Genomic DNA, 26,923 nt, shown 5'->3' with positions numbered 1-26,923 from the left:
TCGTATCTGAAGTGAAAACGTTATTTGCAGAGGAAGACCGGGCTGGCGACGACCGCTTGCACGATCGAACGAAGTCCGTAATTTTCGGCCGCCGACTCGTCGACGATCGCTTCGACTGCGTCCCGATCGACAAACGCGATCGGAGCGCCGGTTCCATAGACGAGCAGTTTCTCAGCGACGCACGCGGCCAACTTCCGCGGCTTGCTGACGGTCAACGCTTGGAACCCTTCCACGTCTTTGAACTCAGTGCCGTCCGCCATTTGGTAGCCGGCGTCGATCACCGGGCCCACCTTCTTCTTGGTCCCGGCTATCGAGATGTAATTGCTCCGCCACTGGCCCGCGGGGTCGAAGTTTTCGAGCGCGAAGCCCGGCGGATCGATCTTCGCATGACAACTGGCGCAGTCCCCTTGCGAACGATGCTTCGCCAATTGTTCGCGAATGGTCGTCGCGCCGCGAATGTCCGGCTCAACGGCCGGCACATTGGTCGGCGGCGGAGGAACCGCTTCGCCCAGGATCTTCTCCATCATCCAAACGCCCCGCAGCACCGGCGAAGTGTTCGAGCCGTTGGCGGTCACTTTCAAAATGGCGCCTTGGGTGATGAGCCCCCCGCGATGCGTTTCGGGGGCGAGCGTCACACGACGCAGTTCATCGCCCTCAATGCCGTCGATCTTGTAGAAGCGAGCGAGCCGACTGTTGAGGTACGTGAAATCGGCGTCGACCAGCTTGTCGACGCTCAGATTCTCGTTGAGCATCGTTTCCAGGAAGGTCTCCGTTTCGTACAGCATTGACTGCTGCACGACCGTGTCGAACGCCGGGTACAGTTTACGATCGGGGGTGGTGAAGTTGATCTGATCGAGATCGAGCCATTCGCCGGCGAAATCGTGAATGAACTGACGTCCCTCGTCGCCGCTCAGCAGACGAGCCGCTTCGGTTTGCAGCGTCTGTTTGTTGTGTAGCTTACCGGCGTCGGCCAACTGACGCAGTTGTTCGTCAGGCGTGCTGTTGGTCAGCAAGTAGCTGAGCCGCGTGGCGATCGCATGATCGTCAAGCGGACCGGGAACTTCCGAGAAGTACAGGAACCGCGGCGAGCAAAGGAGCGCCCGGTAACCCATCCGCAGCGAAGCGACGAAGTCGTCGCCGCCATCGATCGCAGCTTGTACGCCTGCGACGTACGGCGCGATTTCGTCGGAGGTCGTCGGACGACGGAACGTACGATTGGCGAAGGCCCGCATCAAGCGAGCCGCATCTTCCCGCGGCGACTTGGTGACGACTTGGTACGGCTGCCGCTTGTCTTTGTGAGGAACGACCGACAGATCGCCGAACAGCAGCTGACGGACGTGAGCGTCGTCGCCGTTCTGATGGATCCGCTTCATCGTAATCCGGTCGAACGCGATCCCGGCGAGACCTTGCGGCTCACCTTCTCCGACGCCGACCTGGCCACCCTCAAACCGTCCCTTCTTCAGCGAGTCGTCGCCGGGACGAATTTCGAGCATGTGCCCCTTCGGCAACCAGGCGTCAAACGCGATCGTTTTCGGCTCTTCCATCGCCTCGAACGTGGTAACGTCTTGCAATAGCGGAGCGGTCGAAACGCACAGGCCGGTGCGGACGGTCGACCAGACGCCGCCGGTCTTCGGCAGCTTCAAGCCGGAGACGGTCACTTCAAAGTGGTACCAGCCGTCGTGGTTCGCCGTCGTCGCCGGGATGCGGCCGTAGTAGATCAAGCCGGACGACCAGATCACCGCTTTCCCTTCGCGCATCTCCGGTTCGCGGCAGCGACGTTTGGGATTGGTGCGGGACACGCCTTGGGCGTCGAAGTCGCGCTCATAGACGTCTTCCGCCGACAACGCCCGACGTAGCGCTTCGTCCAGCGCCGTGTCGACCGTCCTCAGATGGGCGTCGAGCTGAAAGTGCGACATCGACTGGCCGTCGGCGACCGTCGTGAAGCCGAACGAACGCGATTCTTCCGGCAGATAATCGGTCAGCGGAATGTCGATTCCGAGCAAGTCTTGCAGCGAACGTTCGACTTGCAGGCGAGTCAGTCGGCGGGCTTGAACGCGGCCCAGCTTCTCCTGCTGTTCGATCTGCATGCGGCGAAGATGAAGTCGCGTCGCGGCCAGGAACTTTTCTTTTTGGTCGCCGTCGGTCTCGCCATATTCGGTCGGCGGCATTTCGTCCGATTCGACCCGATCAAAGATTCGGACCCAGCGATCTTGAACGGCATGGTCTTGCAGATCGAACGAAAGCTGCTCGAAGTCGAGCCCACCTTCCGAAGCGGCGCCTTGATGGCAGTCGTAACAGTTCGTCTTTACAAACTGCTTGATCTCTTCCGGCGTCTTCGGCGGAGCAGGCGTCGCGGCGGCAGCCACAGTTGCTAGCGTCGACAGAACGAACAGCGATAGCGCGGAGGAAGCCGTCCAGGTTTTGAACGTGCGCATTTCGGTTGCGATGTGGATCAATCGCGCCATGGCGTGGGTGTGCCGTAAGGTAGGTGTTTGGCTGGGGTTGCAGCAAATCGGCGGGGCGGGAGGCAGCGTCTGTGGGTGTAGGGGACGCTAACCGGTGATCTTACCAAGAATATCGGCGAAAGCGAGTTATTTTGCGTCCTGATCTACCGAGAATTCGGGAGTTTCACCCGATCTGAACGCCACCAGAGAAAAATGGCCACGACAAGGCTGTAATTTCGCGCACTAACTGGTCCAGCCCTTCGCACGGGAAATAGGGTCCATCAGCCGGGCGAAGTTGTCGTACAGGATCTTCTGCTTCGCCTCGTCGGGGAGATCGGCGCCGAGGACTTTCCCCAATTGCGATGAGAAACTTCGCCCTGGCGCGTCGCTCCCAAAGACGACCCGATCGGCGCCCAACTGGCGCACCCCCATCTCCACGACGCCCGAGGTCGGATAAAAACCGCCGATGCCGATCGAGACGTTCGGCGCCTCGGCGACGGTCCGAATCCCCAACTCCCAATCGCCGCCAGAGTGGCCGCAGATGAACGGATAGTCGGGATAGCGATTGGCTAGCGTGACGACATCCTGCGGCGTCGATTCGTTCGGCAAGTTGCCGGTCACCTTCAGCCAGGTGTGCTGAAAGATCACCGCTTTCAGATCGATCGCCTTTTCAAAAACCGGCGCGTATTCTGATTTGCTGCAAACGCCGCTGTAGCCTCCCAGCTTCAGGCCGACCATCGGTCCGTCGCCAACCCACTTTTGCAGCAGGTCGACGCTCTCGGTCGTCTTCTGCAAATCGCACCAGACGAACCCGTAGAGCCGATCGTAGTAACGTTCGAGCACGCGGACGATCTCGTCGTCGCTAAATGGGCCAAGCGTTTTGCCCACTTCCAAAAACAAGCAGAGCTTGCTGATCCCAACTCGCCCCGCGATTGCCAGCAGCTGTTCCGCTTGCTCCATCAAGCTTTCGCCCGAAAGTTGCGGCGAGGGCAGATGGCAATGCATGTCCCAGATTTTCATGACGTTCTCAAAGCCTAGGCGGGAAGCAGCGTTTGGGCGGAAGCGGAACGAATCGCGGTCTCTTGCTCGGCGGTCAGGACCGACTCCAGCAACTTGAGCCGCGCCGCCTCGAAGTAGAACATCGGCGAGTAAGAGCCGAACAAGATCCGCTCGGCCGGCATCACTTTCATCAGCTTCGTGATCCCTTCGCTCGTTTCCAGCTGGGCGATGTCGCTAGAGACGTTGGGAAGCGAGAGCAGTTCGGCTTGAGCCTTGCCGCCGACCAGGTTAACGCCGTTGATCAGTACGATTTTCGCATCAGGATTCGCCGCGGCCAGCTCGGTCAACGGCGTCAGATCAACCGTCGGCACGCGCATCAAAGCCGGCTGCGTCCGCGGATCTTCCAGCCATCCGCAGAGCTGAACAATCAGGTTTCGCTCGGCGGCCTGCTTCAGCAATTCGGCAAATGCTGGGGTCTTCAGATCGTAGCCGTGATAACCCGGGTGGAGCCGAATCCCCGGCATTTTGTACTGCTCGGCGCAGAGACGCAGCTCATCTTGCCACTCGGGAAGGAGCGGGTTGATGGAGCCGAACGGAGCCAGCAGTCCGTCCCCCTGTTTGCCGCACGTTTCGACCAGCCGCCGATTGACCGCACCGATGTCTTTATGGAAGACGCCGTCGAAACTGCCGGTCCAGGCCTGCGTGATTCCGTGGCGACGGAGCAGCGAAGTCAGCTCGCCCGGCGTGTCGTATCGCAGTCGGCGAAAGGGCCAACGCGAAACGTAAACGTTGACGTCAATCCACGGAGCGGTCGGCGAAGGGGGATCCGCTTGGACCGGCGCCGAGTTGGCCAATAACCCTCCGGCGGACATGCTGGCCGCCGATAGGGTCAGAAAGTCGCGACGCGGGACTTTTGCAGAAACGGCGGTCATGACGATCTCGTGAAGATTGGGGGATCGGTTCCGGAAAAGAAACCGCCTTTCAGAGGCCAGTGCCCATTTTTCCCTATGATACATCGAAATATCACGAGGGGAAGTGAGTCAGGATTTCGGCCTGGTGGGCATCCCCCAAGCGAGTTTCTTTTTCCGCTTGCCCGCTTCGACGCATGCGGGGGGATCGCTAAACTAGGGAAATGTCGGCGGCGGGGCGTAACGTGCCCCGGCTGGCGAATGACGTAAACATCGAGCTCGCACGCACCTTCGGGAGATTCGTACCATGACGGCCCAACCTTCGCTGACCCAAACCGCCGCTTGGAAGGCTCTCCAGTCCCACTATGACAAAATCGCCGACGTCCACCTCCGCGAACTGTTCGCCACCGAAGCGGACCGCGGGACGAAGTTGTCGCTCGACGCCGTGGGGCTCTATCTCGACTACTCGAAGAACCGTCTGACCGCCGAAACGATCTCGCTGCTGATCGAGCTGGCCGAGGCCTCCGGGCTGAAAGAGCGGATCGGAGCGATGTTCAGCGGCGAGAAGATCAACGTCACCGAAGATCGCGCCGTTTTGCACACCGCGCTGCGGGCTCCGGAAGGCTCGGTGATTAACGTCGATGGCGAGAACGTCGTCCCGGCCGTCCACGACGTGCTCGACAAAATGTCGGCCTTCGCCGCCAAGATCCGCGGCGGCGATTGGCTCGGCTTTACCGGCAAGCCGATCAAGAACATCGTCAACGTCGGGATCGGCGGTTCCGACCTGGGGCCGGCGATGGCGTACGACGCGCTGCGGCACTACAGCGATCGCAATTTGACTTTCAAGTTCGTCTCGAACATCGACGGCACCGACATGGCCGAGGCGATTCATGACCTCGACCCGGAAGAAACCCTCTTCATTGTCGCGTCGAAGACTTTCACTACGCAGGAAACGCTGACCAACGCCCACACCGCTCGGCTCTGGTGTCTGGAGACGCTGAAGGACGAATCGGCGATCGCCAAGCATTTCGTCGCCCTCTCGACCAACGCCAAGGAAGTGTCGAAGTTCGGTATCGATACCGAGAACATGTTTGAGTTCTGGGATTGGGTCGGCGGACGTTATTCGTTCGATTCGGCGATTGGGCTCTCGCTGATGATCGCGATCGGCGGCGAGCAGTTCAAAGAAATGCTGGCCGGCTTCCACGAGATGGATACCCACTTCCGAACCGCGCCGTTGGCTCAAAACCTGCCGGTTCTGATGGCCCTGATCAATCTCTGGTACAACAACTTCTTTGGCGCCGAGACCCAAGCGGTTCTCCCGTACGATCATTACCTCGGCAAGTTCAGCATGTACCTGCAACAGCTCGACATGGAGAGCAACGGCAAGCGGGTAACGCTCGACGGCACTCCGGTCGATTACCAGACCGGACCGATCGTCTGGGGAACGCCAGGCACCAACGGCCAGCACGCCTACTATCAGCTGATCCACCAAGGGACGAAGCTAATTCCGTGCGACTTCATCGGCTTCTGCCAATCGCTCAATCCGCTCGGCGATCACCATGACAAGCTGATGGCCAACTTCTTCGCCCAGCCTGAGGCGCTCGCGTTCGGCAAGACGGCCGAAGAAGTGAAAGCGGACGGGGTGGCCGAGTTCCAGATTTCGCACCGCACTTTCCCGGGCAATCGTCCGACCAACACGATCCTGATCGACAAGCTGACCCCGGCGGCGCTCGGCAAACTGATCGCCCTGTACGAACACAAGGTCTTTACCCTCGGCACGATCTGGCGGGTCAACTCGTTCGATCAATGGGGCGTCGAGCTGGGCAAAGTGCTGGCGAACCGCATTGTGCCGGAACTGACCGCGAAGAACGAACCGCCGCTGGAGCACGATAGCTCGACCAACGCGCTGATCACCCGTTATCGCCAGCTGAAGCGGAAGTAAGGCTGGTAACCTACTGGCGCTGGTGCCATGCTCTTACCGCGTCTTCGCGGGAAGAGCATGTCTTCCGACCGCAGCAAATCAGCGCTGAAGGGATACGGCTTCTAAGACATGCTCATCCGGCGAAGACGCCGCAAGAGCATGGCGCCAAGCTAGTCTACGGTTAAGAGGACAGCTTCTACCGCCGAATCTTAACCGCCTTGCTGCGGCGGCGGGTTCCATTGTTCGTACTCGTCATGTTCGCGCAGTCGCCCTTCCGGCGTGAACAACTCCAGCGCGTCGGCCAGGTACGGCGTGCGGCTCTTCAGGTCGCCGCGGATCAGATAATACTGCGGCGCGTCGTGGTATTGGCTGTAGCGAATCGCGTAGATGCGGCCCACTTCGGTCCGGTCCGACTCGAACGCCATCTTCAGTTTGACGAACTGGCCGATCTCGAAGACCGGGTGAGGCGCGTCTTCAAACATCACCGGACGAACGCGAATCTTCCGCGGGCCGTAGGTCAGTTCGTAGTAGCCGTCCGCTTGCAGTTCGCGGCGAAAGATCCGTTCGCTGGGGATCATGCCGGCCGCCAGGCTGCGATCTTCGGGATGAATCCATTCGTCTCCATCCTGCGGCCAGCGGGTCAGCATCACGTAGTCGACTACCGGCTTCAGAGGCAACGACTCTGAGTATTGGGTCTCGCGTTGCGGATCGGTCATCAGATTTCTCAAGACGAGGAGACGAGCGAAGGCCGGCGAATCCTCTCGGCCGGCCGCTGCAGAAGGTTATTCGTCCACAGCGTAACTTTATTTTAGGAGAATCTGGTCCGCTTGGCGAAGGGTTCCCCGATTTCGCCACATTCAGGCTAAATCCGCCAGTCGTTGTCTTGGCGATTGCCGGGGCGCTGCTCGGTGACGGTGATTCCCTTTTTCTGGCAGGCCTTCAAGAAAAAGCTGCCGGCGGCGTGCTGCACCTTCGCGTCGTAGTCGAACTTCGTCACGGCGCCATCCTTCAGGCGGCAGACGATGTAGTCGTCGTAGTTGATCCGGCCGCGGCGTCCGCGCGATTCTTCGGTCACCAGTTGGACCGATTCGATTTCGTCGAACTTCACGGACTCCTTAGAAAGCCCCAAGAAACCGGACGTAGAACGATACCCCTCGGCGTCGACTTTGCCGCTTTCAAAAAACGAAGCCGGCGCCATGTAGAGCACCCCCATCGCTCCCAGGATGATCATCACGAAGCCAAGTCGAGAAGAGAACGACGTCGACAACCAGCCGAGCCCGGCCAGTCCCAGTCCGCCGAAGAAAAACCCGACCGATTCGAGCGGATTGTTGCAGCAGCTGAAGGTCTCCCCTCGGTCGCTGACATGCACATTGCAGCCGACGCAGACCGCGATCGCCAAAAGACCCAACGCCAATAGAAGTCGTCGCGAAGATCCCAGCATGAGTCGTTCTCCCAAGGATCAGAAGAGGAGAGAAAAGAGAACGCTGGACGCCAAAACGGCGCCCAGCGCATCCGCCTGTGCGGATGATTTTATCTACCTCTGCAGGGGAGTCCAGGAAATTCTTGGAGAGTCGCCGATTCTTCACGCAGGCCCGTTACGGCCAAGGTTCGTTCTTCGGATGCGCGACCCATCCCTTTTTGTCGATGATGATGCCGCGAGCTTTGGCGTTTCGCAAAAAGTCGAAGCATGCCGCTTGCTGGACGGCGTTGTTGAAATAGAAACTCGCTTCGGTTCCGTCGTTGTTGATGCAGACGATCTCGTCGGAGTAGGAGTCTTTACCGTTGCGGGTATGGATCGTCGTCTCGATAGAGATCGCGTTCAGGTCGTCCAGCTTCACGCTTGCCCCTGACGTTCCGAGGAAGCCTCCCTGGTAGGTAAACGCGTCTTTGCTGACGGTCCCTTTTTCAAACAAGATCGCCGGCGCGATCAGCAGTGCGATGACGATTCCAGCGAGCATCATCGCAAAGCGAAGCTGCCGCGAGTAAGGGGCGACGTACCAGCCGCCGACCGTCAGCGCAATCCCGCCGATGATGGCGGCGGCGATTCCTTTCGGATCGTGCGAGTACGAATGGACGTCGCCGTTGACGTTGGACTGCACGCCGCAGCCCACGAGCAGACAACAAACGGCGATCCCCGCGAGCCAGTAGAGCCGGGGACGTAGCGCATGCATGAGAAGACTCCGGCAATAGTTGGCTGGGCGAGCGATCGCGCGTTGGGCGCTTCGATATTAGACGCAGGCAAGCGACGTCGCTAGTCGTGATAGTCCTGCTCTTGCTCGGCCCATACCTGAACTCCGCCATCTTCATCCAGCTCGATATGAATCACGCTGGGTCGACAACAGACGGGACAGTCTTCGACGTAGGTTTGGCTGTGCCCTTGCGATAGATCGATCGGAATCACAATCTCTTCGCCGCATGCGTCGCAGACGTAGGTCGCTTCTTCTTGCATGAATGCTCTCCGCCTAGAGAGGGTTAATGACCGGAAGTCAATTTTAACCCAATGATCGACCCGACCAACAGTAGCAGAAAGAATCCGCGGGCCGGCGACATCGTTTCTCCCAGCAGCCAAACGCCCAATAGCGCCGCTCCGCTGGCGCCGATTCCGACCCAGATCACGTAGGCCGAGCCAATCGGAAGCGTCCGGGCCGCGACCGACAACAGATACATGCTGACCACGATCGCCGCGCCAGTTAGCAGGCTAGGGATGGGACGCGTAAAGCCTTCGGTATATTTGAGCCCGATCGCCCAACCCGTTTCCAACAGCCCCGCTACGATCAGAATGAACCACGCCATGAGACGCTCCTTTGGGTAAAGGCGTCGTCTTTGCGTAACCGGGTACGGCGCGTCTCGTCCGGGGCGAAATGCCAGTTCAAATTTAGAGAATCCGACTATAGTAGCCCGATTCGTCGCCGTGGCAAGTCGTAGTTACCGCAGCTTACTTGGCGCCGGGGATCGAGATGCCCATGTCGCGGAGCATCATCTTCATGTCTTCCCAGACGTCGCGCTTGGCCGATGGATTGCGCAGCAGATAAGCCGGGTGATAGGTCGCGATCACCTTCGCGCCGTTGTACTCGTGAAACGTCCCCCGCAGCCGCCCGATCGCCGCTTCGGTCTGCAACAGATTTTGCGCGGCGAACTTGCCCAGGCAGACGATGTATTCCGGCTGAATGATCTCCAACTGCTTCACGAAGTACGGCATGCAGTTGGCGTTCTCTTCCGGCGTCGGATTCCGATTCCCCGGCGGCCGACACTTGAGCGTGTTCAAGATGTAGACGTCTTCGCGGCGGAACGTGCAGGCCTCGATGATCTGCGTCAGCAGTTGTCCCGCGCGGCCGACGAACGGTTCCCCTTGCTTGTCTTCGTCAGCGCCTGGCGCTTCCCCAAAGAAGCAGATGCGCGCGTTCGGATTGCCGACTCCAAAAACGGTCTGCGTCCGCGTGCAGGCCAACTCCTGACACTTCACGCACTGCGCCACTTCGGCCGCGAGTATCTCCAGCTGCTGTTGCTTATCACCGTCAGCAATAGCAGCGGCAGGCGCAGGCCGCGGAGTCGGAGGAGGCGCCGTCGGCCGTTTTGGTTCCGGCGGCGGTGCGCTTGTTTTCGGCGCTGAGGTCTGCGGTGCAACAGGCGGAGCCGGAGTAGCGGCAATCGGCGCCGCGGGGACTTCCGCACGGAGCAGTTCTTCCGGCACTTCCAACACGCGGCCATGCGGCGCAACATCGACCCCGGCCGATTGCCAATCGCGCAGTTGCTGAAGCATCGCACGACGGAGATGAGCTTGCGGATCGTCAGACATGCCGAAATCTGCGAGTTGGTTGGTGAAAACGAAATGCGTTATGGATCGATTATCGGCAATTTAGGGCGGGCGTGAAGGAGTCGCGTCGCAGAAACCGCCGCCGATCGAGGCCGGCGAATTTACTTTCCGCGACTCTCTAGCCAAAATAAGGGTCTTCGCCTGCTTGAAAATCGTTCCTAAAAAGCCCATAGACGCATGCCCAACATCTCTCGCCGCGCTTGTCTCGCTCAACTGGCCGCACTGTCGACCTTGCCGCTCGTCACCTCGGCGCTGGCGGCCAAAGAGGTCTCCGACGTTCGCTGTACGGTCCTGTTGCGCAGCGGATGGCAAACGGTCAACATTGGCGACATCGCCCATACGCCCGGCGTGCTGCAGCTGTTTCGCGACTATCTGCCGAACGTGGAGGTGATCCTCTGGTCGAATGCGCTCGACCGCGGCGTGCGAGAAATGTTGCTCGCCAATTTTCCGAATTTGAAAATCGTCAGCGGCAACGTCAGTAGCGACGGGAAGTTCACGACGCCAGAGCTGCAGCAAGCGTTTGACGAGGCTGACTTCCTGCTGCATGGATCGGGCCCCAGCGTCGTCGCCGCGTCGCATGTCGCCGCCTGGCGGAAAGCGACCGGCAAGCCGTACGGCATTCTCGGCGTGACGATCAGCGCCGCAGGCGAAGCGGCCAGCGGCAAACTGTCGCCGCAACTGGAAGACCTGCTCAGCGGCGCCGACTTCGTCTTCACCCGCGAGAAGAACTCGCTGCAAAACGTCCAAGATGCCGGCGTCACCGGACCGGTCCTCGGCTTCGCCCCCGACGGCACCTTCCACTTGAAACTGAAGGAGAAGGAAGGGATCAAGCAGTTTATGGAGGAGAACGAACTCGAGCCGCGGAAGTTTATCGTTTGCGTGCCGCGACTCCGCTATACGCCGTACCACAAGATTCGAAAGACCGGGCAAAGCGAACAAGAGATCGCCCGTCGCGAAGCGGTCAACGAAGCGCACGCCGAAGAAGACCACGCCAAGCTCCGCGCAGCGATCGTCGCCTGGGTGCGCAAGACCGGCGGCAAAGCGGTCCTCTGCCCCGAAATGACCTACCAGGTCGAGATCATGCGTCCCCTCCTCTTCGATCCGCTGCCGGAAGATGTGAAGAAGAACGTTGTGCTGCACGAGAAGTATTGGATCACCGACGACGCCTCGACGCTTTATGCGGACGCCGCCGCGGTTATCAGCTGTGAGTGTCATTCGCCGATCATCGCCGCGTCGGTCGGAACCCCCTGCATGTATCTGCACCAACCGGAAGATGGGATCAAAGGAAACATGTGGCGCGACGTTGGCCTCGGCGCATGGTACTTTCCGATCGAAGAAACGACCGGCGACGACGTCGCCGCCGCGGTGGTAGCGATCGCCGACGATTTTCCCGCCGCCAAGAAACGAATCGACGACGCAGTCGCCGGGATCGAAACCAACTACGCGGCCAACTTCGAGATCATCGCCGAATCGCTCAAAAAGGCGTCGAAGTCGAAATAGTAGCCCGCAGCGCAAGCGAGGGAAATGCGCTTGCAAGTAACCGATAGAGGTCGCGAAGTAGCCTACGCCACCTTCATCACAATCGCCGTCACGTCGTCGCGGCGCGGCGTATCGCCGGCAAACCCAGAAACCGTATCCACCATGTCGTCCACAATTCGTTCGGCCGGCTGACTGCGGCGGTTATGGATGACCGAGAGCATCCGCTCGTTCCCCCACTGCTCTCCTTCCAGGTTCTCCGTTTCCGGAATCCCGTCGGTCGCCATCAGCAAGATCTGGCCATGGTCGAGCGAAACTTCGCCCGAGCCGCGAAACGGAAAGTCGCCCATCACGCCAAGCGGCGGGCCTTCTCCTTCGAGCTCATGCGCACTTCCATCGCCATTGAGGAGCCACGCGTTGTGCCCTGCCCCGGCGAACTTCAAGACGTGACGTTCCGGATGAATCACGGCGACCCACGCCGTAATGAAATCGCCGAACTTGATCTCGCTGCAGATGATCTGATTCCAGCGCGCGAGGATGTCCCCCGGCTCGTCGTAATGCTGCACGATCTCGCGGAAGTAAGAGCGGGCCGAAGACATCAAGAGGGCGGGGCCAACGCCATGTCCCGAGACGTCGGCGATCACCGCGATTAACTTCCCATCTTCGGTCTGATGAAAATCAAAGTAGTCGCCGCTGGTCCACTCGGCCGGCAGACTGATCGCCGCCAGGTCGTAACCCTCCGCTTCGGGCGGGCTCTTCGGCAGAAAGTTCTGCTGAATCTGCCGCGCGATCATCATCTCTTCCATCGTGTGCTGCACCGCCGCGTTAAGCCGCTCGTTCTCACGCTCGGCCAATTTGCGGGCCTCTTCGTTCTCTTTGAAGATCGGCTCGATCGTCGCGATCCCGGCGAAGAAGAGAATCGCCATCATCAAGGTCGCCAATGACTCGGCCCAAAGAGCTGGATGGAACTCGACGCTATTCGTCAGATCCCAAACGCGCCACAGCGACGCGAGCATACCGACCGCCATCAAGACCGCGGCGCCGCTGATAAAGAGCCACGCAAATCGCCGCCGATAAATGGCATTGAGCCGCAAGGCCAACAAGACCGAAACGATCTGGAACGCCGCCGCCAATCCTAGTACGAACTTGAAGGCCGTCATCGTGGTCGTCGTCAACAAAGAAGAGGGTACGACCGAATTGTCCCGCAATGGCAGCGCAGGTTCAATCGCCGGCAGCACGTGAATCGGCGAAAAACTGCGAAGAATAAGATTGAGTGAAGAATTTCGCGGCCATTAATCGTAGAGCCGGAACAGTCGCTTCAGTGCGTCGAGCAACCCTTCGGTCGAGCCGCTTCCCGCTTCGTCGCGCAGCGATTCGAGCGGCGGATGGAGCAGTTTGTTCACCAAGCGATCGAACGACCGAGTGATTTCGTCCGCGACTTTCGGATCGACTTCCCCCAGTTTGTTCAGCAGCCGCTTCAGTTCCTCTTCTTTCAGCTCGTCCGAGCGTTGCTTCAAGCGGCGGATCGTCGGCGCCGTGGCGCGATGATTCAAGTCGGCCATGAACTTGGCCGTCTCTTCCTCGATAATCCGCTCCGCCTTCGGCCATTCCCGCTCGCGAGCTGCGCGGTTCTTATCGCACGTATGACGCAGGTCGTCGATCGAAAAGAGATAGACGCCGACCCGTTCGGCGATGCGGGGATCAAAGTCGCGCGGGATCGCCAGGTCGAGCACGAACAGCGTTCGCTGGAAGCGGGCCGCTTCCAATTGCTTGTACTCTTCCAGGCGAATGATCGGCTCGGTGGCGCCGGTCGTCGAAACGATCAGGTCCGCTTCGATGATCGCCTCGTGCAGCTTGTCCCAGCTGAGGGCCCGCCCGTTGAAGTTCGCGGCCAGGCGTTCCCCGCGTTCCAAGCTGCGATTGACGACGGTGAACGACTTCGCGCCGACGTCGATCAGGTAGCGCGACGTCTCTTCCGCCATTTCGCCGGCGCCGATGATCAGCACTTTCTTGTCGTCAAAGCGATCGAAGACGTTGCTCGCAAAGTCGCTGACCGCGACGCTCGGAATGCTGACTCGCTTCTTGTGGATCGTCGTTTCGTTGCTGACTCGCTTGGCGACCCGGATCGCCGCTTGGAAGCAGCTGTGCGTCAATGTGCCTGCGCTGTCGGTCTGCGTCGCCAGGTCGTAGGCTTGCTTCACTTGCGACAGAATCTGCGCTTCGCCGACCACCATGCTGTCGAGGCTCGCCGCCACCGTGAACAAGTGCCGCACCACATCTTCGCCGGTCCGCTCGAGGACGTTGTCGAAAACGTCCTGCGGTTCCAGGTGATGGAAGTCGGCCCAGAACTGCACCATGTCGTGATGCGTCGGGCAGACGTTGCCGTCGATCGCCGCGGTGTAGATCTCGGTCCGATTGCAGGTCGACAACAGGACCGTCTCGATCTCGGGATAACGATCACGGAACGAGCGGAGCGCCTCTTGCGCCTGGTCCGGGCTGAAGGCCAAACGCTCGCGGACTTCGACCGACGCGTTGTGATGGCTCAGGCCGATCATCTGCAACTTCATCATGACGGCTCCTCGCTGAATTCGAGGGGAGCCGCGGGAGAGGAAGTCGCCTGGTCTTTGTGATTCCGGGCATGCTGCGTCGGGCCGAACAGAATCAGCGCCAGCACCAATCCCAAAAACAGGAAGTTGGCCAGCGTCAGGTAAGCGATCTTTTGCCCTTGTCGCGCCGGTTTGTAGATCAGTTCAAACGTCGTCGCCGCGACCAGCCACAGGAAGAGCAAGCCAGAGCTCCAGACGACCGGGTCGCTCCACGGGAAGCTGCTCGTCTGGCGATCGATCTTCAGCAGCACGCCTGCCAGCAGACCGCCGGCCAAGAGGCAGGTCGAAACGATCATCGTCCGGCGATTGAAGTTTTGCAGCCACTCGAGACTCGGCAGCTGAAATCCTTCCCGCTGCAGCATCTTATGTTTCAGCCGATACGACTGGATCAGATACATCACGCCGGTCGCAAAGCCGAGGAAGACCGCCGCCGTGCCGGCCAACAGCAGCACCCCATGGATGATCTGCAGTGGGCGAACGCGGTTCTCTGGATCAAACGGCGCGACCTGGTCCATCCAATAGGCCATCCCCAACAGCAGCAGCACCGGCGGAATCATGAACAGCCCGAGCGCCGTCTTCGGATGGGTAAGCGACATCGCCAGGTAAGTCGCCGCCAACACCCAGGCCACGATCAGGCACCAGTGATGCCACGACGAAATCGGCCCCGCTTCGACCAGCCCGTTTTGCTCGCCGACCAGATAAATGGTGTGGGCCAACAGCCCGGCCGCCATGAACCCGACCGACAGGATCGCCCGCACCTGCGCACGGAAGAAGAGCCGCACGATCTCGAGCAGGAGTGCGACGCCGTAGCTGGCCGCAAAGCAGAGGATGGAAATGCCAGAGAGCATTGGGGGGTAGGGTAACTCGCGATTGGTTCGCCTTCATCATTCGCCGCAACCGGTTCATCGGCAACCTGCTAGCGGCGACTGGCGTGGGCGTATGATTCTAAGGATAATCCGGGCACCGGCTTACGTCAGGCGGCCCCAGCCGCGATTTCCCGCGAACCGAAGGAGTTTTTGATGGAATCCCGCATGAGCATCGTTTGTCTGGGTGTTCGCGACTTCGCCCGATCGTACCAGTTTTATAGCGATCTCGGCTTCCGAACGACGGCCAAGCCGACCGACCCGATCGCATTTTTCTCGGCCGGAGGGATCGTCCTGTCGATTTTTCCGCTCGACCAGCTCGCCGCCGACATCGGCCCAGACGTTCCGGTCCCGCAGCCCGGCTTCGGCGGAATCACCCTGGCCCACAACACCCGGACCAAGGACGAAGTCGACCATGTCATGGCCCAGGCTGAAATCGTGGGGGCGAAAATCGTGAAACCGCCGCACGAAACCGACTGGGGGGGCTATAGCGGTTATTTCACCGACCCCGACGGCTATTACTGGGAAGTCGCCCACGGCGCGATGTGGAAGTTCGACGAACGAGGCTGCTTGATCCTCGAGTAACCGCGCGAACGCCGGCGCCAGTCGGTCCCTCTTCAAGGAAGCAGGCCCGACCAGTACCATAGAACCCTCCCCGCCGCCGATCAAAGAGGAAGCGGCGGCAATTCTGACAGACCCTCGTAGCTCAGGGGATAGAGCGACGGTTTTCCAAACCGACTCACCTCCTGTCTTTGCGATCCATCTATTCAGTGATAATCGTTTCGAATGACAGAGGCTTTTCTTCCTCGTCGATCTTCAGCAAGGGATTTCGAAGATGAATCTCGGCGTTGAGCGGCGAAATGACGATGTAGCCGGTTGTGCTTTCCGCTTTGGCGACGGCATTCACCGTGGTGTCATTCACCTTGACGGTGATGTTCTTGTGCTGATCGCAGGTGATCTCTAATTGGTTCCACTTACCGGACTTCATTTCTGCCGGACGGAGGGGAACGACTTTGCGACCATCTCGTAGCTGCCCAAGAGGAAGTTCAACCTTGAACTTCTCGTTCGGAAGTACCACTTCGCCGATGCTCTTGGGATTTAGTTTGATTTCAATCCCATGAGGAATCTGCTCCGTCCAGTCTTTGGCCTCGGGATTTGGGGGCGTCGAGGCGATAGCAATGAATGGGTTGGCGGCGAGGTTGTCCTCAAGGAACTGAAATTCAACTTTGAACGTGTATTCGGAATATTCAGTGAGAGTTGAGATGCAGAAGCCGCCGGCATTTCCGTTGACTACCAATCGGCCATCACGAGAAACGACAAAAGCTCGTTGAGGATCGACGCCTTTATTGAAAGTGTCATAGAAACGCCAACCGCCTTGCTTCGATCCCGCAGCGGCAACCTTGGTGACGATGGCAAGTTCTTTGTTGTATTCGACAGTGGCTTTGTCGCCGGGAATCAGGGCCGACGATTCCGCCTCTGTGTCGGCAATGGTAATAACGGCTTTCCGGCTCAAATCGAGTTCGGTCGCTTTACCATTATATTCGACGGTGATCGTTCTCTTTTCTGAGTTCACGGACTTGATTTCCACTTCGACTTCAACGGTTTGGGCGAAGCAAACGGTCGTGAAAAGAGCCAAGAAGGCAGTCGCAAGAGTGATGATTGTTGGTCGCATCATGATCCTTTCTCAACGAGGGGTAACCTAATATAGTCGAGACCAATCGAGGGTGCGAGAAAAGTCGATGGGGCGCGTCTCCCATGAAAGCGGAAACGGACCAAGTAAACGATGGATGTGCTCCGTTGCAAGATTTGCGGCCCGGCGAGGAAAAGCAAAGGCTTTGCACTTGGCTTTTTTGAAGCTTCGCCTGCTAGTCTCGCCGCCTAGCGACCGATGCCCTCGAACGGGTAAGATCACCCCTGTGGATACCTCGTGTCTCACACGTATGCACAGGTTCTACGCCAAATTGCAGCTGGAGGTATCCAAACCGGGGATCCCAAGTCAAAGCAAGACCAGGCATTCAAAATGACAGATCGCAAGTCATTTGAAATAAAGTAGTTAGATCGATTTGCCCTCGTAGCTCAGGGGATAGAGCGACGGTTTCCTAAACCGCAGGTCGGAGGTTCGATTCCTCCCGGGGGCACTTTTCTTGTTTTGGGTAGCGATTCATGGGTGGCACTGTCGTCTGCGACAGTGGTCTTCTTTCCGAATTATCTCAATTCGGCGTCCCATTAACGACTGCAACAACTTCTTTGACTTCACTCCGCTGATGTCATATTTTGCCAAGCACGAACGGCGAACGACGAAGGCGAATTCGGGTCGAGGTCTGGGATGTCGGAGAAGTAAACACGCCGCATGCCGAATGAAGACACTGTCGCAGACGACAGTGGCACCCGAAGAAAAATAAATCAAGCAGTGCCACCCGGCCGTGAACGGACTTTTGATGCAACGAGGCCGGGGATCGAGCATGGGCCGTATCGCTACTCTTACGAGAACGGCGTCTGTAAGTTTTCTGGCGAGAAGAAAGACGATTTGGAAGATGGCCCCGCCGAGGGTTACTACCCCGATGGAGCAGTTTATTGGAAAGGGGATTACATCGAAGGTCAGGTTTCACTTGGTGGAATCATTTTCTACGACCAACAGGGAAATGTCCTTGAGGGTTTGAATCGAGAGGAGCGACAAAAACGCTTTGATGAATGGGAAAACATGAATGCGAACGCGAAAAAATAGACAAATGGTGAGGTGGCTGTTTTGAGAGTGTTTTTTGAGTGCCGCTGGTGCCCTTTTGCGGTAATCCAAAACGTGTGGCACGGGCGCCATTGCCACGGTCTTACGTGGCATGAATGCGGAAGGCGATTGTGTTGGCATCAGTCATTTCCAGGAAGGCCGCCGCAAATGGCATTGCGGGCCGTGGGGGCTTGCAATCTCGCTGTGGCGCGAACAATCGCCAATATCGCCTTACGGACTTCCAGCGGAACTTCATTCCATATCGCCGCAATCTCCTGAAGTTGAAAATCATCGGTGCAAGCTCTGATGCAAGGTGCCTGCGTTTCCTGTCCTAAGCCTTTGGTAGGTATAGAGTTTACGTCATCCCCCTCTCGGTTTCCTAAACCGCAGGTCGGAGGTTCGATTCCTCCCGGGGGCACTTTTTTCATCGGGGGCAGCCCATGCGGGGCCAACCACGTTACCTCTCTAGCTGCCCAGTTTCCCCCGACAAACCCGCGGGTACGCCATCGCAAACCCCATCGCAAAGTACCGCGTCAGATGGACCGGCCCGCTTCCGATTGGCTGGGCGTTTCTATTGACCAGGTAGTTCCCCAGGTAGCAGTCTCTTAAGATTTGCCGCTCCGAATCGAGGCCGATCCAGCAGAGGTCGGTGATCGTGTTGAAGGGGTTGGCGATCCACAACACCATGCGCGTCGTCATCACCAGCAGCGACGGCGGGGCTCCGGTGGCGGAGACGATTCTGACGCCGCAGATCAGGTAGCCGAGCGTGCCGAAGCGGGTTCGTTTGATCGGGGCAAGGTAGGTCCAGATCGCCAGCAGGTAGACCAGCCAGAAGGTGATGCCGGGGTCGAGGGGGAGAATTTCCAGAACCGCGGTAATGGTGATCGGGATCCCGACCGCCACGCCGAGCATCAGCAGGACAAAGATGTCGATCGCATAAATCACCAGACGGCGGAGGATGCCGATGTAGTCGCGCTCGTCGTAATAGTCGGCTTCCCCCAAGGAATTGTCGAGCAAGCGCGGCTCCTTTACGCGGGTGTCTGCAGAGCGATCAGGCGCCGAGGTCTTCGACAAATCGCTGTTCGGGATAGACCCGATCATAGTCGACGCCGAGCTGCTGCGAAACGATCCGGCGCACCTTCAGCCCTCGCTCGCGATTGACGCCGGGCCCGCACCGCCGGATGAATTCGTCTTCCGAAATGGGGGCCATTTGTCGAGCGCTGGTTTTTGCGTCGCTGGCCATCCGCAGAGAATGATCAGGCTAATCGCAACTAGCGCGACAACGCAAAGAAGTGCGAGCACGGTTTGACCTCCGAGCGGCGAAAGGAGCGTTTGAGAATTGACGCTACGCGATGAGCCTGGCCGGTCAATTCTAAGAAGCCATCTTATCCCAAAACTCCCCCGTAACTTTGTCTGTTGACAAAGCGCACGCAATCGTGGTCGATTTCGGGGTGCGGCGAAGCGCGCCGAGCGGATGAATCCTTGCGGTCCGCTGCCGTGAAAATTTGATCGCGGTCCAGTCCAGTCGATCGGATGCAAATGGAACCAGAGGGAGTGTGGATCGGGCTTAAAAAAAATGCGCGCCGCGGTCCACATAATGCGCAGATTAGGAAGGGAGCGATGGGGGCTGCGGGCGATTCAGCGCGGAGGAAAAAAAATGCGCGGCGGTCCAGTCCAGTCTCCGCAAAAAAAATGCGCGCCGCGGTCCACATGATGCGCGGTTTAGGAGAGATGCGTTGAGGAGGATTGGGGCGATTCAAGGCGGGCGAAAAAAAACGCGCGGTCCAGTCCACTGTCCGTTTGGACCCTAACTATTGTCCGGCCTGTTCGTCATTCCGGGCTCGGGCTTCCTTCGACATTCGTGATTTTTTTATGTGGTTCAGTCCAGTCTAGATTTAGAAGACATGCTTCTAGCTCGCGAAGACGCGATAAGAGCATGGCACCTGGCGCCGGTAGTAAGAGCATGGCGCCGGGCTAGGCGAACAGTTCGTGCACCACTTTGCCACCTTCCGGTCCGGTCAGGCGGTGGTCGCGGCCTTCGTGGTGGAAGGTGAGTTGGTCGTGCTGCAGGCCGAGAGCGTGGAGGATGGTGGCGTGGAGGTCGCGGAAGTGGACTTGCCCTTCGACCGCGCGGGAGCCGGTTTCGTCGGTTTTGCCGTGGGCGTAGCCTCCTTTAACGCCGCCGCCGGCGAGCCAGAAGGTGAAGCCGCGATGGTTGTGACCGGTTTCGTTTTTGCCGTCGTCCGGCGTCAGGCCAGGGCGGCCGAATTCGCCGCCCCAGACGACCAGCGTGTCTTCGAGCAGCCCGCGCATTTCGAGGTCGTCCAGCAGGGCCGCGATTGGGGCGTCGGTCATTTCGCAGTTCGCTTCCAGGTCGCGGCGATGGTCGGTGTGCTGATCCCAGCTGCCGTGGTTCAGTTCGATAAAGCGGACGCCGGCTTCGGCGAAGCGGCGGGCCAGCAGACATTGCCGACCGAAGTCGGACGGCTTGCAGGTGCCGACCGACAGCGACTTGCCGACGCGGTACCGCTGCAGCGTTTCCTCCGACTCCGTGCTGGTATCAAGCAGCGCCGGTGCGCTCGACTGCATCCGGAAGGCGAGCTCCATCGACTCGATCACGCCTTCCAGCTTGTCAGAATTGGGGCTCTGCTGGGCATGCTCGCGATTGAGGGTTTGAATGAAGTCGAGCTGCCGCCGCTTTTCGGCGGGCGTCAGTTGCGTGCCGCGAATGTTGCTGATCGACGCCGTCGTCATGCTTTCGCCGTTGACGCCGATCGGGGTTCCTTCGTAGATCGGCGGCAGAAACGAACTGGAGAAGACGGAAGGCTTTGAGGTATGCAGACTGATAAAGCCGGGGAGGTTTTGGTTCTCGGTTCCCAGGCCGTAATTGATCCAGGCGCCCATGCTCGGCCGACTGCGGAGGCGTTCGCCGGTGTGCAGCTGCAGAAACGACTGAGCGTGATTGCCGGTGTCGGCGTACATGCCGTTGATCACGCAAAGCTTGTCGGCGTGACGCGAGGTCTCAGGGAGCAAGTCCGAAATCCAGAGGCCGCTCTCGCCGCGCTGTTGAAACGGATAGACCGAGCCGGGGTGTTTTTTCTGCCCGGTCTGCGGCTTGTAGTCGAACATGTCGAGCTGCGCGGGACCGCCGCTCATGCAGAGGAAGATGACCCGCTTCGCCGTCGGCCGCATTGGCGGAACCTTCGGCTGCAGCGTATCGGTCGACTCGGCTTGCAGCGACTGTTGGCATAGGGCCGAGAGGGCCAGGTACCCGAACCCGCACGACGTCGCCTTGAGCAGACTTCTTCGAGTTGGCAGCATGCGAAACCTCTGCGGAGTATTGGGTGCGGCTTACGGGAAAGGGATTAGTCGATGTAGCGAAATTCACTGGAAGCGAGCAGCGACTGACAAAAGGCTCCCCAGCGTGAGAGCGTGTCGGCGGAGCTGTCGCTCGGTTGGCTGGCGTTAGAAGCTTCGGCGAGAAACTTCAGCGCGGCGGTGAGCTCTGCACTGGTCGGATTGCGGAGGAGCGTTCGCTGGAAGGCCAGCGTGATCTTCGCTTCATCGGAGGCGTTCGAGTCGGCGCTTACGTGCTCTGCGAGCCGTTTCGCTTGCTCGGTCACAAAGGGACTATTGAGCAGGAACAGCGACTGGGCGGGCAAGACAGTTTGACTACGCCGCCCGGTTGTTTTCAGTCCGGTCGGCAGGTCGAACGCCGCGAGTTCCGGCGGCGGCGCGTTGCGCATCATGCAGAGGTAAACGCTGCGGTGATCGCTCGGCTGGTGCAATGTCGACGCTTCGTGGGGCGGCATATTGATGAGGGCGTCAATCTCCTGGATCGGACTTCCTGCGGCGGGCTGCAGGTCGAGCGCTCCGCTGGCCTGCAGGATTGAGTCGCGGAGTTGTTCGGCCGACAAGCGGCGTTGGCGGAACCGTGTGTAGAGGGCGTTCGCAGGATCGGCGGCTGCGACATGTTCGTCGTACTGACTGGAGAGTTGATAGGTGCGGCTGAGGACGATCGTGCGAATCAGTCGCTTGAGCGACCAACCGTCGCGGATGAAGTCGTCGGCGAGCCAATCGAGCAGTTCCGGATGGGTCGGCCGAGCGCCGTAAACGCCGAAGTCGTCGGGCGTCGCAACCAGCCCTTCCCCCATGAGGTTCAACCAGACCCGATTCACCATCACACGAGAGGTTTGCGGATGACGTGGATCAGTCAGCCACGCGGCCAGTTCCAAGCGTCCGCTCGCTGCGTCAGGGACGTTCAGGTCGGGCAATTGCGATGTGGATTCGCCGCTCGTTTGGGCGACGTGATAACTGGTCAGCGCGCCGCGGGGAACGACGGCGCCCAGCTTGGCTCCGAGGCCATTGATATGAATCTTGCAGTCGCTCGGCTTCGCCTTGTCGCGGACCCCCATCGCCAGGCCCAGTTGCTGTGCGCCGCGCGGTTGTCCTGACGCGTCATGCAGGCTCTGCGCTTCGGCGGCGGTGAGGGATTTAGAGAACCAACTGAAGTGGGCCAGATTCCCTTGCAGCGGAGCGAAGTTGTCGCTGCGGCCGCCGAGACTGAAGCGAGCCTCTTCGCCGAACGTCGGATCAATGTCGGCGTCGATCTCGGGAGCGTTCGCGCCATTGAGATAAACGCGAACACGCTTGCCTTTGCGGGTCAGCACGACGTGATTCCACGTTCCAACCGGAATGACGGTCGATCCGCCGATGGAGGTTTTCTTTTGGTTGCCGTTGAAGACGAAGAGTCGGCCGCTTCGTGTCGGCTCATGCTTTCCGCCGATGCCGAGGTGATCGCCGGGGATCTGCTTGTCCCCCGGCTTGCCGCGAGTGAACAAGTAGGCGGTGATCGGTCGCGCAAGATTGTCGAGATCGTTCTTGAACCAGAACGAAACGGAGTAGTCGGCGGCGGCGCTTGCAGCGGCGCTTTGGACGTACGATTCCTTCAACGTCGCAAATTGCTCGGCCGAGAAGCTGGGCTCCCCGACCTTTTCCCAGCCTTCCGGGAGTTGATCAAGCGAAACATGAATCTCCGGCTGGAGTTGCTGAACGGTTTCCTGGTAGGCGGCCGGCAATTGGAGCGGACCTCGTCGCTGCTCGGCCTGGGCGTCATCTTCCGGAAGCTGCGAGCTCAAGATGTGCAGCTCGGTCGGCGGCGCGGTCAGCTTTTCGTTGGCGGCCAGGCCATAGAGCGTTTCGCTACTTTGAAAAATGCCGGCCAACGCGTAGTAGTCGCTCGTCGGAATCGGATCGTGCTTGTGATCGTGACAACGAGCACAGGCGACGCTCAACCCCAGGAAGGCGGTGCTAACGACGTTGATCTGATCGTCGACGATATCCATCGCAAAGTCGGAGTTCATCGCGACGGCCGGTTTCGAGCCAATCGCCAGAAAACCGGTGGCGACGAGCAAGCGATTTCGCTCGTCGGCGGTGGTCGCCGGCAACAGATCGCCGGCCAGTTGTTCGGTCAAAAAACGATCGTACGGAATGTCGCGGTTGAGCGCGTCGATGACGTAGTCGCGGTAACGCCAGGCATGGGGGAACGTCGCGTTGCGCGACAAGCCGTCATTGCCGTTCGACTCGCCGTAACGAGCGACGTCGAGCCAATGTCGTCCCCAATGTTCGCCAAACTGCGGACGAGCGAGCAAGTTGTCGACAAACGCGGCGGTCGCAGTGGCGCGATCTTTCTCGGCGGCCTGCACAAAGTCGTCGATTTCGTCGACGCTCGGCGGAAGGCCGATCAGATCGTAGTGCAGACGAATCGCCAGCGTGCGGAGGTCGGCGTCTGCGGTAGGACGTGCAGCTGCCGCTTCGATGCGATGAAGGATAAAACGATCGATGTCCGATTGCGGCCAAGCGGACGTCTCCACGTTGGGAGGCGTCGCGGCATGGCGCGTCTGGAACGACCAGAGCTCCTCCGGTTTCCATTTCGTCTGCACTTCGGGGGAAGCGGCCGTCCCACGCGGATCCCAGGCGCCACGCTTGATCCACTCGGCGATCACGCGCACGTCTGCTTCCGGCAGCGGTTTATCCGGGGGCATCTCGAACGTTTCGTAGTGCAGCGCGTCCAGCAGCAAGCTGGCGTCAGGATCGCCGGGAACGACCGAGGGCCCCGACTCGCCGCCGCGCATCATTCCGTCACGGCTATCGAGCAGGAGTTTACCGCCAACCTCCTTCGCTGCGGCCGAATGGCACTTGTAGCAATGTGCGACCAGCAGCGGACGGATCTTCTCCTCGAAGAACTGACGCTCGTGGTTGGGAATCGGTTCGTCGCCGACGCTTGCGGAGACGTAAACGCCGCAAGTCAGTAGCGAAAACAGAAGCAGAAGTGTCCGGTGCTTCATGTCCGGCGCCTGGGGGATGGGAGTGGCAATTGGGTAAGGCGGGAGGCGGGATAGCGGTGATTTTCGCTCTGATGGGGAAGCGATGCAATCTTTCTTTGCAGCGAATTCCCCATTTTTGGCAACAAAGTATCGTTTTAATCACGCCTAGTCGGCATAACGCATCTACTATCCGAAAAGTGGGGTATTTTGGGAGGATTTCGCCTGATATCAGGGGGTGGCTCGATGCGACGATTGGTCGCTTTTCGTCGTCAACGATTGCGAGGACGCGTTGAATCAGACGTCGACCAGCGATCGTGGAGGACTCGCGCCAAACAGGGCGATCGTTTCCACCAAATGGGGATACTGGCGTCGGCGACGCTCATCTGCAGGTCGGGTAGTAGCGAGGGCGCCGAACTAGGGAAAAGTCGAAGAATTCCGCAAGTCGCGGGCAAAGCGACAAGAAATCGCCGGGAGAATCGTTTGCAATAGGGGAAAGACGCATGCGACTACGGGCAAATTGCGAAAACTTCGGTGATTTTCGCGCACCGAGCTCCGACGTCGGCTATCTCCCAGCACAGGAAAATCCGTTGAACGATCCAATTCACAAACTTTCGCCCAGTCAGGTCGCATTCGTCGAAGAGCTGACCGCTATCCAGAGTTCGATGAAGCGATTTTGCATCTCGATCCTGGCCGGCGATCAAGGGGTCGAGGACGTGATCCAGGAGGCGAATCGGGTGATCCTGGAAAAAGCGAACGAGTTTCAGCAGGGAACCAACTTGCGGGCTTGGGCGTTTGAGATCGTCCGGCGGCAAGCGTTGGCCTACTGCAAACGACGTCAGCGCGAGCACAAGCTGTTGTTCAATACTGAGCTGGTCGACTCGCTGTTGGAACGGTCGCTCGAAATTGATCCGGCGCAGGCCGATCAAATGGGAGCGCTGAAAGCGTGCATTGAAAAGCTGGATGACGCCGAGAAGTCGGTCTTGCGGGGACGCTATTGGAGCGAGAAGACGCTCTCCGAAGTCTCGCTGGAAATCGGCCGAACCGTCGATGCGTTGAAACGTGCCCTCTTCCGAATTCGTAAACAACTTCGCGCCTGCGTACGTCAAACGCTGGCGCACGAAAAAGCCTAAATGACGCTCGATCCCCAAAAAGCGGCGGAACTTGATCGCCTGATCTCGGAGTTGGTCGACTCTGAGTCGGTTGATTCCGCGAAGCTCGATGCGCTGGTGAAGATTCTGGAAGAATCGCCGGAGGCGCGCGACGAATACCTTGATCGGATCGGACTCCATGCGTCGCTCCGCGAGTGCAAGGACCAGTTTGAGTTAACCGGAACGACGCTCACGTCGCCCGGCCTCTCGCAACCGACGTCGGCGCCGCCAGTGTGGTGGAAACGATCCGGCGTAGCGTGGGCGCTGGCCCTTTCGTTGCTGATTGCCATCGGCCTCTTCCGGATTCTGTTCACCACAAACAAAGCGCACGACGAAACGCCGGTGGTGCAAAACGATCCAGAACAACCGCTGCAAGTCGAGCGATCGGCGACAGGTGCGGAAAAACTGTTCCTCGCTCGCATCACGCAGGCGAAACAAGCGAATTGGCGCGACGATGAGCCGCTGGCGATCGGCCGCGTTTTGGAGCCGCGGCGGCTGGAATTGGAATCAGGCGAGGTCGAGATCACGTTCGACAGCGGCGCTGCGGTCACCTTGGTCGGGCCTGCGGCGCTGACGCTTGATTCGACCTTCGCCGCGACGCTCCATTACGGCAAGGCCTGGGCCGACGTACCGACGCCGGCGATCGGTTTTACGATCGACACGCCGACCGCCGAAGTGGAAGATTTGGGGACGCGGTTCGCGGTCGACGTATCGAAGACCGGCGATTCCGACATCGTCGTGCTGGAAGGGGAAGTTCGCGTCGGCTCGCGACAAGGACTCGACCCGAAAGAGCAGATCGTCGCCGTGAATGAGGCGGTCCGCGTTCGCATCGATCAACCGGAGATTCTACCGATCGAAGTTCCGGCCGGCTTATCGCAACAATCGCCGATCCGCTCTTTTCAGTCGGAGGATTCCGTTCCGTACTATCTGTGGCGGTTTGACGCGAATGACGCGATGGGGACGTGGAAGGAAGAAGGTTGGAACCCGGATCAGAAAACGTTCCCTGCCTTCTCCGAGCAGGAAGAGAATGCGACCGGCGTCGTCATCCGTTCGGTCGAAGGAGTCTTTGGACGCGCGGTCTGGATGAATGGACGGGGCGGTTATCTCGAGACGCAGCTTCCCGGCATCGCCCAGGATCATCCGCGTACGATCTGCTTTTGGGTGCGGATTCCGAAGGACGCGCAGCCGGAGCACGCCTATTCGATGATCAGTTGGGGAGATTGGTCGAAAGCGGGGGGCAAGTTTCAGGTTGGCTGGAATTCGCGCAAGCTGATCAAGGCTGGCGTTCAAGGAGCGATTCGAACCGAAATCTCCGGCGGCTATGTGATTGGCCAAAATGATCTCCGCGACGGACGCTGGCATCATATTGGGATCGTCTATCTGGGCGGGACCGAAGAAGAGACGCGCGGCGACATTCGCAATCGAATCCGGATGTACGTCGACGGCCAACTGGAACCCCTCTCCGGTTATCGGGACGGCAAGGTGAACACGCAAATCTCCGAAAAAAGCGAACAGGTTTCGTTCGGAAGATTTCTGGCCGAACCTGCAGCGCAGAAGGCGTTTTCGACGTTTTACGGCACGTTGGACGAGATGTATCTATTTGACGGGGCCCTCACGCCGAGTCAGATTAATCAATTGAGGCAAAATAACGCCCCCCCCGCTCCCACCGAGATCGTACCGGTGCGACACTAGGCGC

At 59.3% G+C, this 26,923-nt stretch carries 23 protein-coding genes, 2 tRNA genes and 1 riboswitch; of the genes, 8 read left to right on the top strand and 17 right to left on the bottom strand.

What is annotated here, in order from left to right; all coding sequences use genetic code 11:
- Positions 1-20: 20 nt before the first annotated feature.
- The 3 genes from LOC68_RS13475 to LOC68_RS13465 form a co-directional block, all read right to left on the bottom strand.
- Positions 21-2,465, bottom strand: a complete 2,445-nt coding sequence (locus tag LOC68_RS13475; RefSeq protein WP_230219373.1) for a DUF1592 domain-containing protein — start codon at positions 2,463-2,465, stop codon at positions 21-23.
- 222 nt (positions 2,466-2,687) lie between these two features.
- Positions 2,688-3,464 carry an amidohydrolase family protein gene (locus LOC68_RS13470; protein WP_230219371.1) on the bottom strand — a complete coding sequence of 259 codons (777 nt, stop codon included), beginning with the start codon at positions 3,462-3,464 and terminating at the stop codon, positions 2,688-2,690.
- 14 nt (positions 3,465-3,478) lie between these two features.
- Entirely contained in the window at positions 3,479-4,375 is an 897-nt protein-coding gene (locus LOC68_RS13465) for an amidohydrolase family protein (protein ID WP_230219370.1), read from the bottom strand.
- Between the two features lie 283 nt (positions 4,376-4,658).
- On the opposite strand from LOC68_RS13465, the gene pgi reads away from it, so the two are divergent.
- Positions 4,659-6,293 carry a glucose-6-phosphate isomerase gene (pgi, locus tag LOC68_RS13460; protein ID WP_230219368.1) on the top strand — a complete coding sequence of 545 codons (1,635 nt, stop codon included), beginning with the start codon at positions 4,659-4,661 and terminating at the stop codon, positions 6,291-6,293.
- A 188-nt stretch (positions 6,294-6,481) separates the two neighbouring features.
- Here the strand turns inward: pgi and LOC68_RS13455 are convergent, their stop codons facing one another.
- The 6 genes from LOC68_RS13455 to LOC68_RS13430 all read right to left on the bottom strand — a co-directional run bounded on the left by LOC68_RS13455 (position 6,482) and on the right by LOC68_RS13430 (position 10,068).
- The gene (locus LOC68_RS13455; RefSeq protein WP_230219360.1) at positions 6,482-6,988 is read right to left on the bottom strand and encodes a hypothetical protein; all 507 of its coding nucleotides are present in this window, start codon (positions 6,986-6,988) and stop codon (positions 6,482-6,484) included.
- 146 nt (positions 6,989-7,134) lie between these two features.
- Complete coding sequence (locus LOC68_RS13450; protein ID WP_230219358.1) at positions 7,135-7,713, bottom strand: hypothetical protein; 579 nt, start codon at positions 7,711-7,713, stop codon at positions 7,135-7,137.
- Positions 7,714-7,867: 154 nt separating this feature from the next.
- The gene (locus tag LOC68_RS13445) at positions 7,868-8,443 is read right to left on the bottom strand and encodes a hypothetical protein (protein WP_230219356.1); all 576 of its coding nucleotides are present in this window, start codon (positions 8,441-8,443) and stop codon (positions 7,868-7,870) included.
- A gap of 80 nt (positions 8,444-8,523) precedes the next feature.
- Positions 8,524-8,721, bottom strand: a complete 198-nt coding sequence (locus tag LOC68_RS13440; protein ID WP_230219354.1) for a CPXCG motif-containing cysteine-rich protein — start codon at positions 8,719-8,721, stop codon at positions 8,524-8,526.
- A 23-nt stretch (positions 8,722-8,744) separates the two neighbouring features.
- Positions 8,745-9,065 (bottom strand): DMT family transporter, encoded by a 321-nt coding sequence (locus LOC68_RS13435; protein ID WP_230219352.1) that lies wholly within the window; start codon positions 9,063-9,065, stop codon positions 8,745-8,747.
- 18 nt (positions 9,066-9,083) lie between these two features.
- Positions 9,084-9,149: riboswitch (guanidine-III (ykkC-III) riboswitch) on the bottom strand.
- A gap of 58 nt (positions 9,150-9,207) precedes the next feature.
- Positions 9,208-10,068 (bottom strand): uracil-DNA glycosylase, encoded by an 861-nt coding sequence (locus LOC68_RS13430; RefSeq protein WP_230219351.1) that lies wholly within the window; start codon positions 10,066-10,068, stop codon positions 9,208-9,210.
- Between the two features lie 195 nt (positions 10,069-10,263).
- Here LOC68_RS13430 and LOC68_RS13425 point away from each other — a divergent pair, with 195 nt between their 5' ends.
- On the top strand, positions 10,264-11,586 hold the full coding sequence (locus tag LOC68_RS13425; RefSeq protein WP_230219350.1) for a polysaccharide pyruvyl transferase family protein: 1,323 nt from the start codon (positions 10,264-10,266) through the stop codon (positions 11,584-11,586).
- 62 nt (positions 11,587-11,648) lie between these two features.
- Here the strand turns inward: LOC68_RS13425 and LOC68_RS13420 are convergent, their stop codons facing one another.
- The 3 genes from LOC68_RS13420 to ccsA all read right to left on the bottom strand — a co-directional run bounded on the left by LOC68_RS13420 (position 11,649) and on the right by ccsA (position 15,016).
- Positions 11,649-12,722, bottom strand: coding sequence for a PP2C family protein-serine/threonine phosphatase (locus LOC68_RS13420; protein ID WP_230219349.1), 1,074 nt, complete (start codon positions 12,720-12,722; stop codon positions 11,649-11,651).
- 132 nt (positions 12,723-12,854) lie between these two features.
- A complete protein-coding gene (gene hemA, locus LOC68_RS13415; protein ID WP_315858798.1) occupies positions 12,855-14,132 on the bottom strand; it encodes a glutamyl-tRNA reductase in 1,278 nt (425 codons plus the stop codon).
- Positions 14,129-15,016: a cytochrome c biogenesis protein CcsA gene (gene ccsA, locus LOC68_RS13410; protein ID WP_230219348.1), complete on the bottom strand. Its 888-nt coding sequence runs from the start codon at positions 15,014-15,016 to the stop codon at positions 14,129-14,131. Before ccsA ends, hemA begins: the two co-directional genes overlap by 4 nt.
- 183 nt (positions 15,017-15,199) lie before the next feature.
- Between ccsA and LOC68_RS13405 the strand changes: the two genes are divergently transcribed.
- Positions 15,200-15,616, top strand: coding sequence for a VOC family protein (locus LOC68_RS13405; RefSeq protein ID WP_230219347.1), 417 nt, complete (start codon positions 15,200-15,202; stop codon positions 15,614-15,616).
- A 178-nt stretch (positions 15,617-15,794) separates the two neighbouring features.
- Here the strand turns inward: LOC68_RS13405 and LOC68_RS13400 are convergent, their stop codons facing one another.
- Positions 15,795-16,706 carry a family 16 glycoside hydrolase gene (locus tag LOC68_RS13400; protein ID WP_230219346.1) on the bottom strand — a complete coding sequence of 304 codons (912 nt, stop codon included), beginning with the start codon at positions 16,704-16,706 and terminating at the stop codon, positions 15,795-15,797.
- A 390-nt stretch (positions 16,707-17,096) separates the two neighbouring features.
- Here LOC68_RS13400 and LOC68_RS13395 point away from each other — a divergent pair.
- The 3 genes from LOC68_RS13395 to LOC68_RS13385 all read left to right on the top strand — a co-directional run bounded on the left by LOC68_RS13395 (position 17,097) and on the right by LOC68_RS13385 (position 18,171).
- Positions 17,097-17,169, top strand: a tRNA-Arg gene (locus LOC68_RS13395).
- A 212-nt stretch (positions 17,170-17,381) separates the two neighbouring features.
- Positions 17,382-17,756: a hypothetical protein gene (locus LOC68_RS13390; RefSeq protein ID WP_230219344.1), complete on the top strand. Its 375-nt coding sequence runs from the start codon at positions 17,382-17,384 to the stop codon at positions 17,754-17,756.
- A gap of 332 nt (positions 17,757-18,088) precedes the next feature.
- Positions 18,089-18,171: transfer RNA gene (locus tag LOC68_RS13385), tRNA-OTHER, on the top strand.
- A gap of 47 nt (positions 18,172-18,218) precedes the next feature.
- Here LOC68_RS13385 and LOC68_RS13380 read toward each other — a convergent pair.
- From LOC68_RS13380 to LOC68_RS13365, 4 genes are all read right to left on the bottom strand, one after another.
- The gene (locus LOC68_RS13380; RefSeq protein WP_230219343.1) at positions 18,219-18,770 is read right to left on the bottom strand and encodes an RDD family protein; all 552 of its coding nucleotides are present in this window, start codon (positions 18,768-18,770) and stop codon (positions 18,219-18,221) included.
- A 34-nt stretch (positions 18,771-18,804) separates the two neighbouring features.
- The gene (locus LOC68_RS13375) at positions 18,805-18,963 is read right to left on the bottom strand and encodes a hypothetical protein (RefSeq protein ID WP_230219342.1); all 159 of its coding nucleotides are present in this window, start codon (positions 18,961-18,963) and stop codon (positions 18,805-18,807) included.
- Between the two features lie 764 nt (positions 18,964-19,727).
- The gene (locus LOC68_RS13370; protein ID WP_230219341.1) at positions 19,728-21,074 is read right to left on the bottom strand and encodes a DUF1501 domain-containing protein; all 1,347 of its coding nucleotides are present in this window, start codon (positions 21,072-21,074) and stop codon (positions 19,728-19,730) included.
- 44 nt (positions 21,075-21,118) lie between these two features.
- Complete coding sequence (locus tag LOC68_RS13365; RefSeq protein ID WP_230219340.1) at positions 21,119-24,100, bottom strand: DUF1553 domain-containing protein; 2,982 nt, start codon at positions 24,098-24,100, stop codon at positions 21,119-21,121.
- A 566-nt stretch (positions 24,101-24,666) separates the two neighbouring features.
- Between LOC68_RS13365 and LOC68_RS13360 the strand changes: the two genes are divergently transcribed.
- Both LOC68_RS13360 and LOC68_RS13355 read left to right on the top strand, forming a co-directional pair.
- Positions 24,667-25,209: a sigma-70 family RNA polymerase sigma factor gene (locus LOC68_RS13360; RefSeq protein ID WP_230219338.1), complete on the top strand. Its 543-nt coding sequence runs from the start codon at positions 24,667-24,669 to the stop codon at positions 25,207-25,209.
- Positions 25,210-26,919 (top strand): LamG-like jellyroll fold domain-containing protein, encoded by a 1,710-nt coding sequence (locus LOC68_RS13355; RefSeq protein WP_230219337.1) that lies wholly within the window; start codon positions 25,210-25,212, stop codon positions 26,917-26,919.
- Positions 26,920-26,923: the final 4 nt, after the last annotated feature.

Origin of the sequence: Blastopirellula sediminis (genome assembly GCF_020966755.1) — a bacterium.
GTDB lineage: Bacteria > Planctomycetota > Planctomycetia > Pirellulales > Pirellulaceae > Blastopirellula > Blastopirellula sediminis.
The sequence above is the reverse complement of the archived record's forward strand: the minus strand, read 5'-3'. Positions and strand labels throughout refer to the sequence as shown.

Coding starts and splice junctions, on each gene's coding strand:
- LOC68_RS13475 (WP_230219373.1), bottom strand. CDS start 2,465: ATGGCGCGATTGATCCACATCGCAACCGAAATGCGCACGTTCAAAACC.
- LOC68_RS13470 (WP_230219371.1), bottom strand. CDS start 3,464: ATGAAAATCTGGGACATGCATTGCCATCTGCCCTCGCCGCAACTTTCG.
- LOC68_RS13465 (WP_230219370.1), bottom strand. CDS start 4,375: ATGACCGCCGTTTCTGCAAAAGTCCCGCGTCGCGACTTTCTGACCCTA.
- pgi (WP_230219368.1), top strand. CDS start 4,659: ATGACGGCCCAACCTTCGCTGACCCAAACCGCCGCTTGGAAGGCTCTC.
- LOC68_RS13455 (WP_230219360.1), bottom strand. CDS start 6,988: ATGACCGATCCGCAACGCGAGACCCAATACTCAGAGTCGTTGCCTCTG.
- LOC68_RS13450 (WP_230219358.1), bottom strand. CDS start 7,713: ATGCTGGGATCTTCGCGACGACTTCTATTGGCGTTGGGTCTTTTGGCG.
- LOC68_RS13445 (WP_230219356.1), bottom strand. CDS start 8,443: ATGCATGCGCTACGTCCCCGGCTCTACTGGCTCGCGGGGATCGCCGTT.
- LOC68_RS13440 (WP_230219354.1), bottom strand. CDS start 8,721: ATGCAAGAAGAAGCGACCTACGTCTGCGACGCATGCGGCGAAGAGATT.
- LOC68_RS13435 (WP_230219352.1), bottom strand. CDS start 9,065: ATGGCGTGGTTCATTCTGATCGTAGCGGGGCTGTTGGAAACGGGTTGG.
- LOC68_RS13430 (WP_230219351.1), bottom strand. CDS start 10,068: ATGTCTGACGATCCGCAAGCTCATCTCCGTCGTGCGATGCTTCAGCAA.
- LOC68_RS13425 (WP_230219350.1), top strand. CDS start 10,264: ATGCCCAACATCTCTCGCCGCGCTTGTCTCGCTCAACTGGCCGCACTG.
- LOC68_RS13420 (WP_230219349.1), bottom strand. CDS start 12,722: ATGACGGCCTTCAAGTTCGTACTAGGATTGGCGGCGGCGTTCCAGATC.
- hemA (WP_315858798.1), bottom strand. CDS start 14,132: ATGATGAAGTTGCAGATGATCGGCCTGAGCCATCACAACGCGTCGGTC.
- ccsA (WP_230219348.1), bottom strand. CDS start 15,016: ATGCTCTCTGGCATTTCCATCCTCTGCTTTGCGGCCAGCTACGGCGTC.
- LOC68_RS13405 (WP_230219347.1), top strand. CDS start 15,200: ATGAGCATCGTTTGTCTGGGTGTTCGCGACTTCGCCCGATCGTACCAG.
- LOC68_RS13400 (WP_230219346.1), bottom strand. CDS start 16,706: ATGATGCGACCAACAATCATCACTCTTGCGACTGCCTTCTTGGCTCTT.
- LOC68_RS13390 (WP_230219344.1), top strand. CDS start 17,382: ATGCCGAATGAAGACACTGTCGCAGACGACAGTGGCACCCGAAGAAAA.
- LOC68_RS13375 (WP_230219342.1), bottom strand. CDS start 18,963: ATGGCCCCCATTTCGGAAGACGAATTCATCCGGCGGTGCGGGCCCGGC.
- LOC68_RS13370 (WP_230219341.1), bottom strand. CDS start 21,074: ATGCTGCCAACTCGAAGAAGTCTGCTCAAGGCGACGTCGTGCGGGTTC.
- LOC68_RS13365 (WP_230219340.1), bottom strand. CDS start 24,100: ATGAAGCACCGGACACTTCTGCTTCTGTTTTCGCTACTGACTTGCGGC.
- LOC68_RS13355 (WP_230219337.1), top strand. CDS start 25,210: ATGACGCTCGATCCCCAAAAAGCGGCGGAACTTGATCGCCTGATCTCG.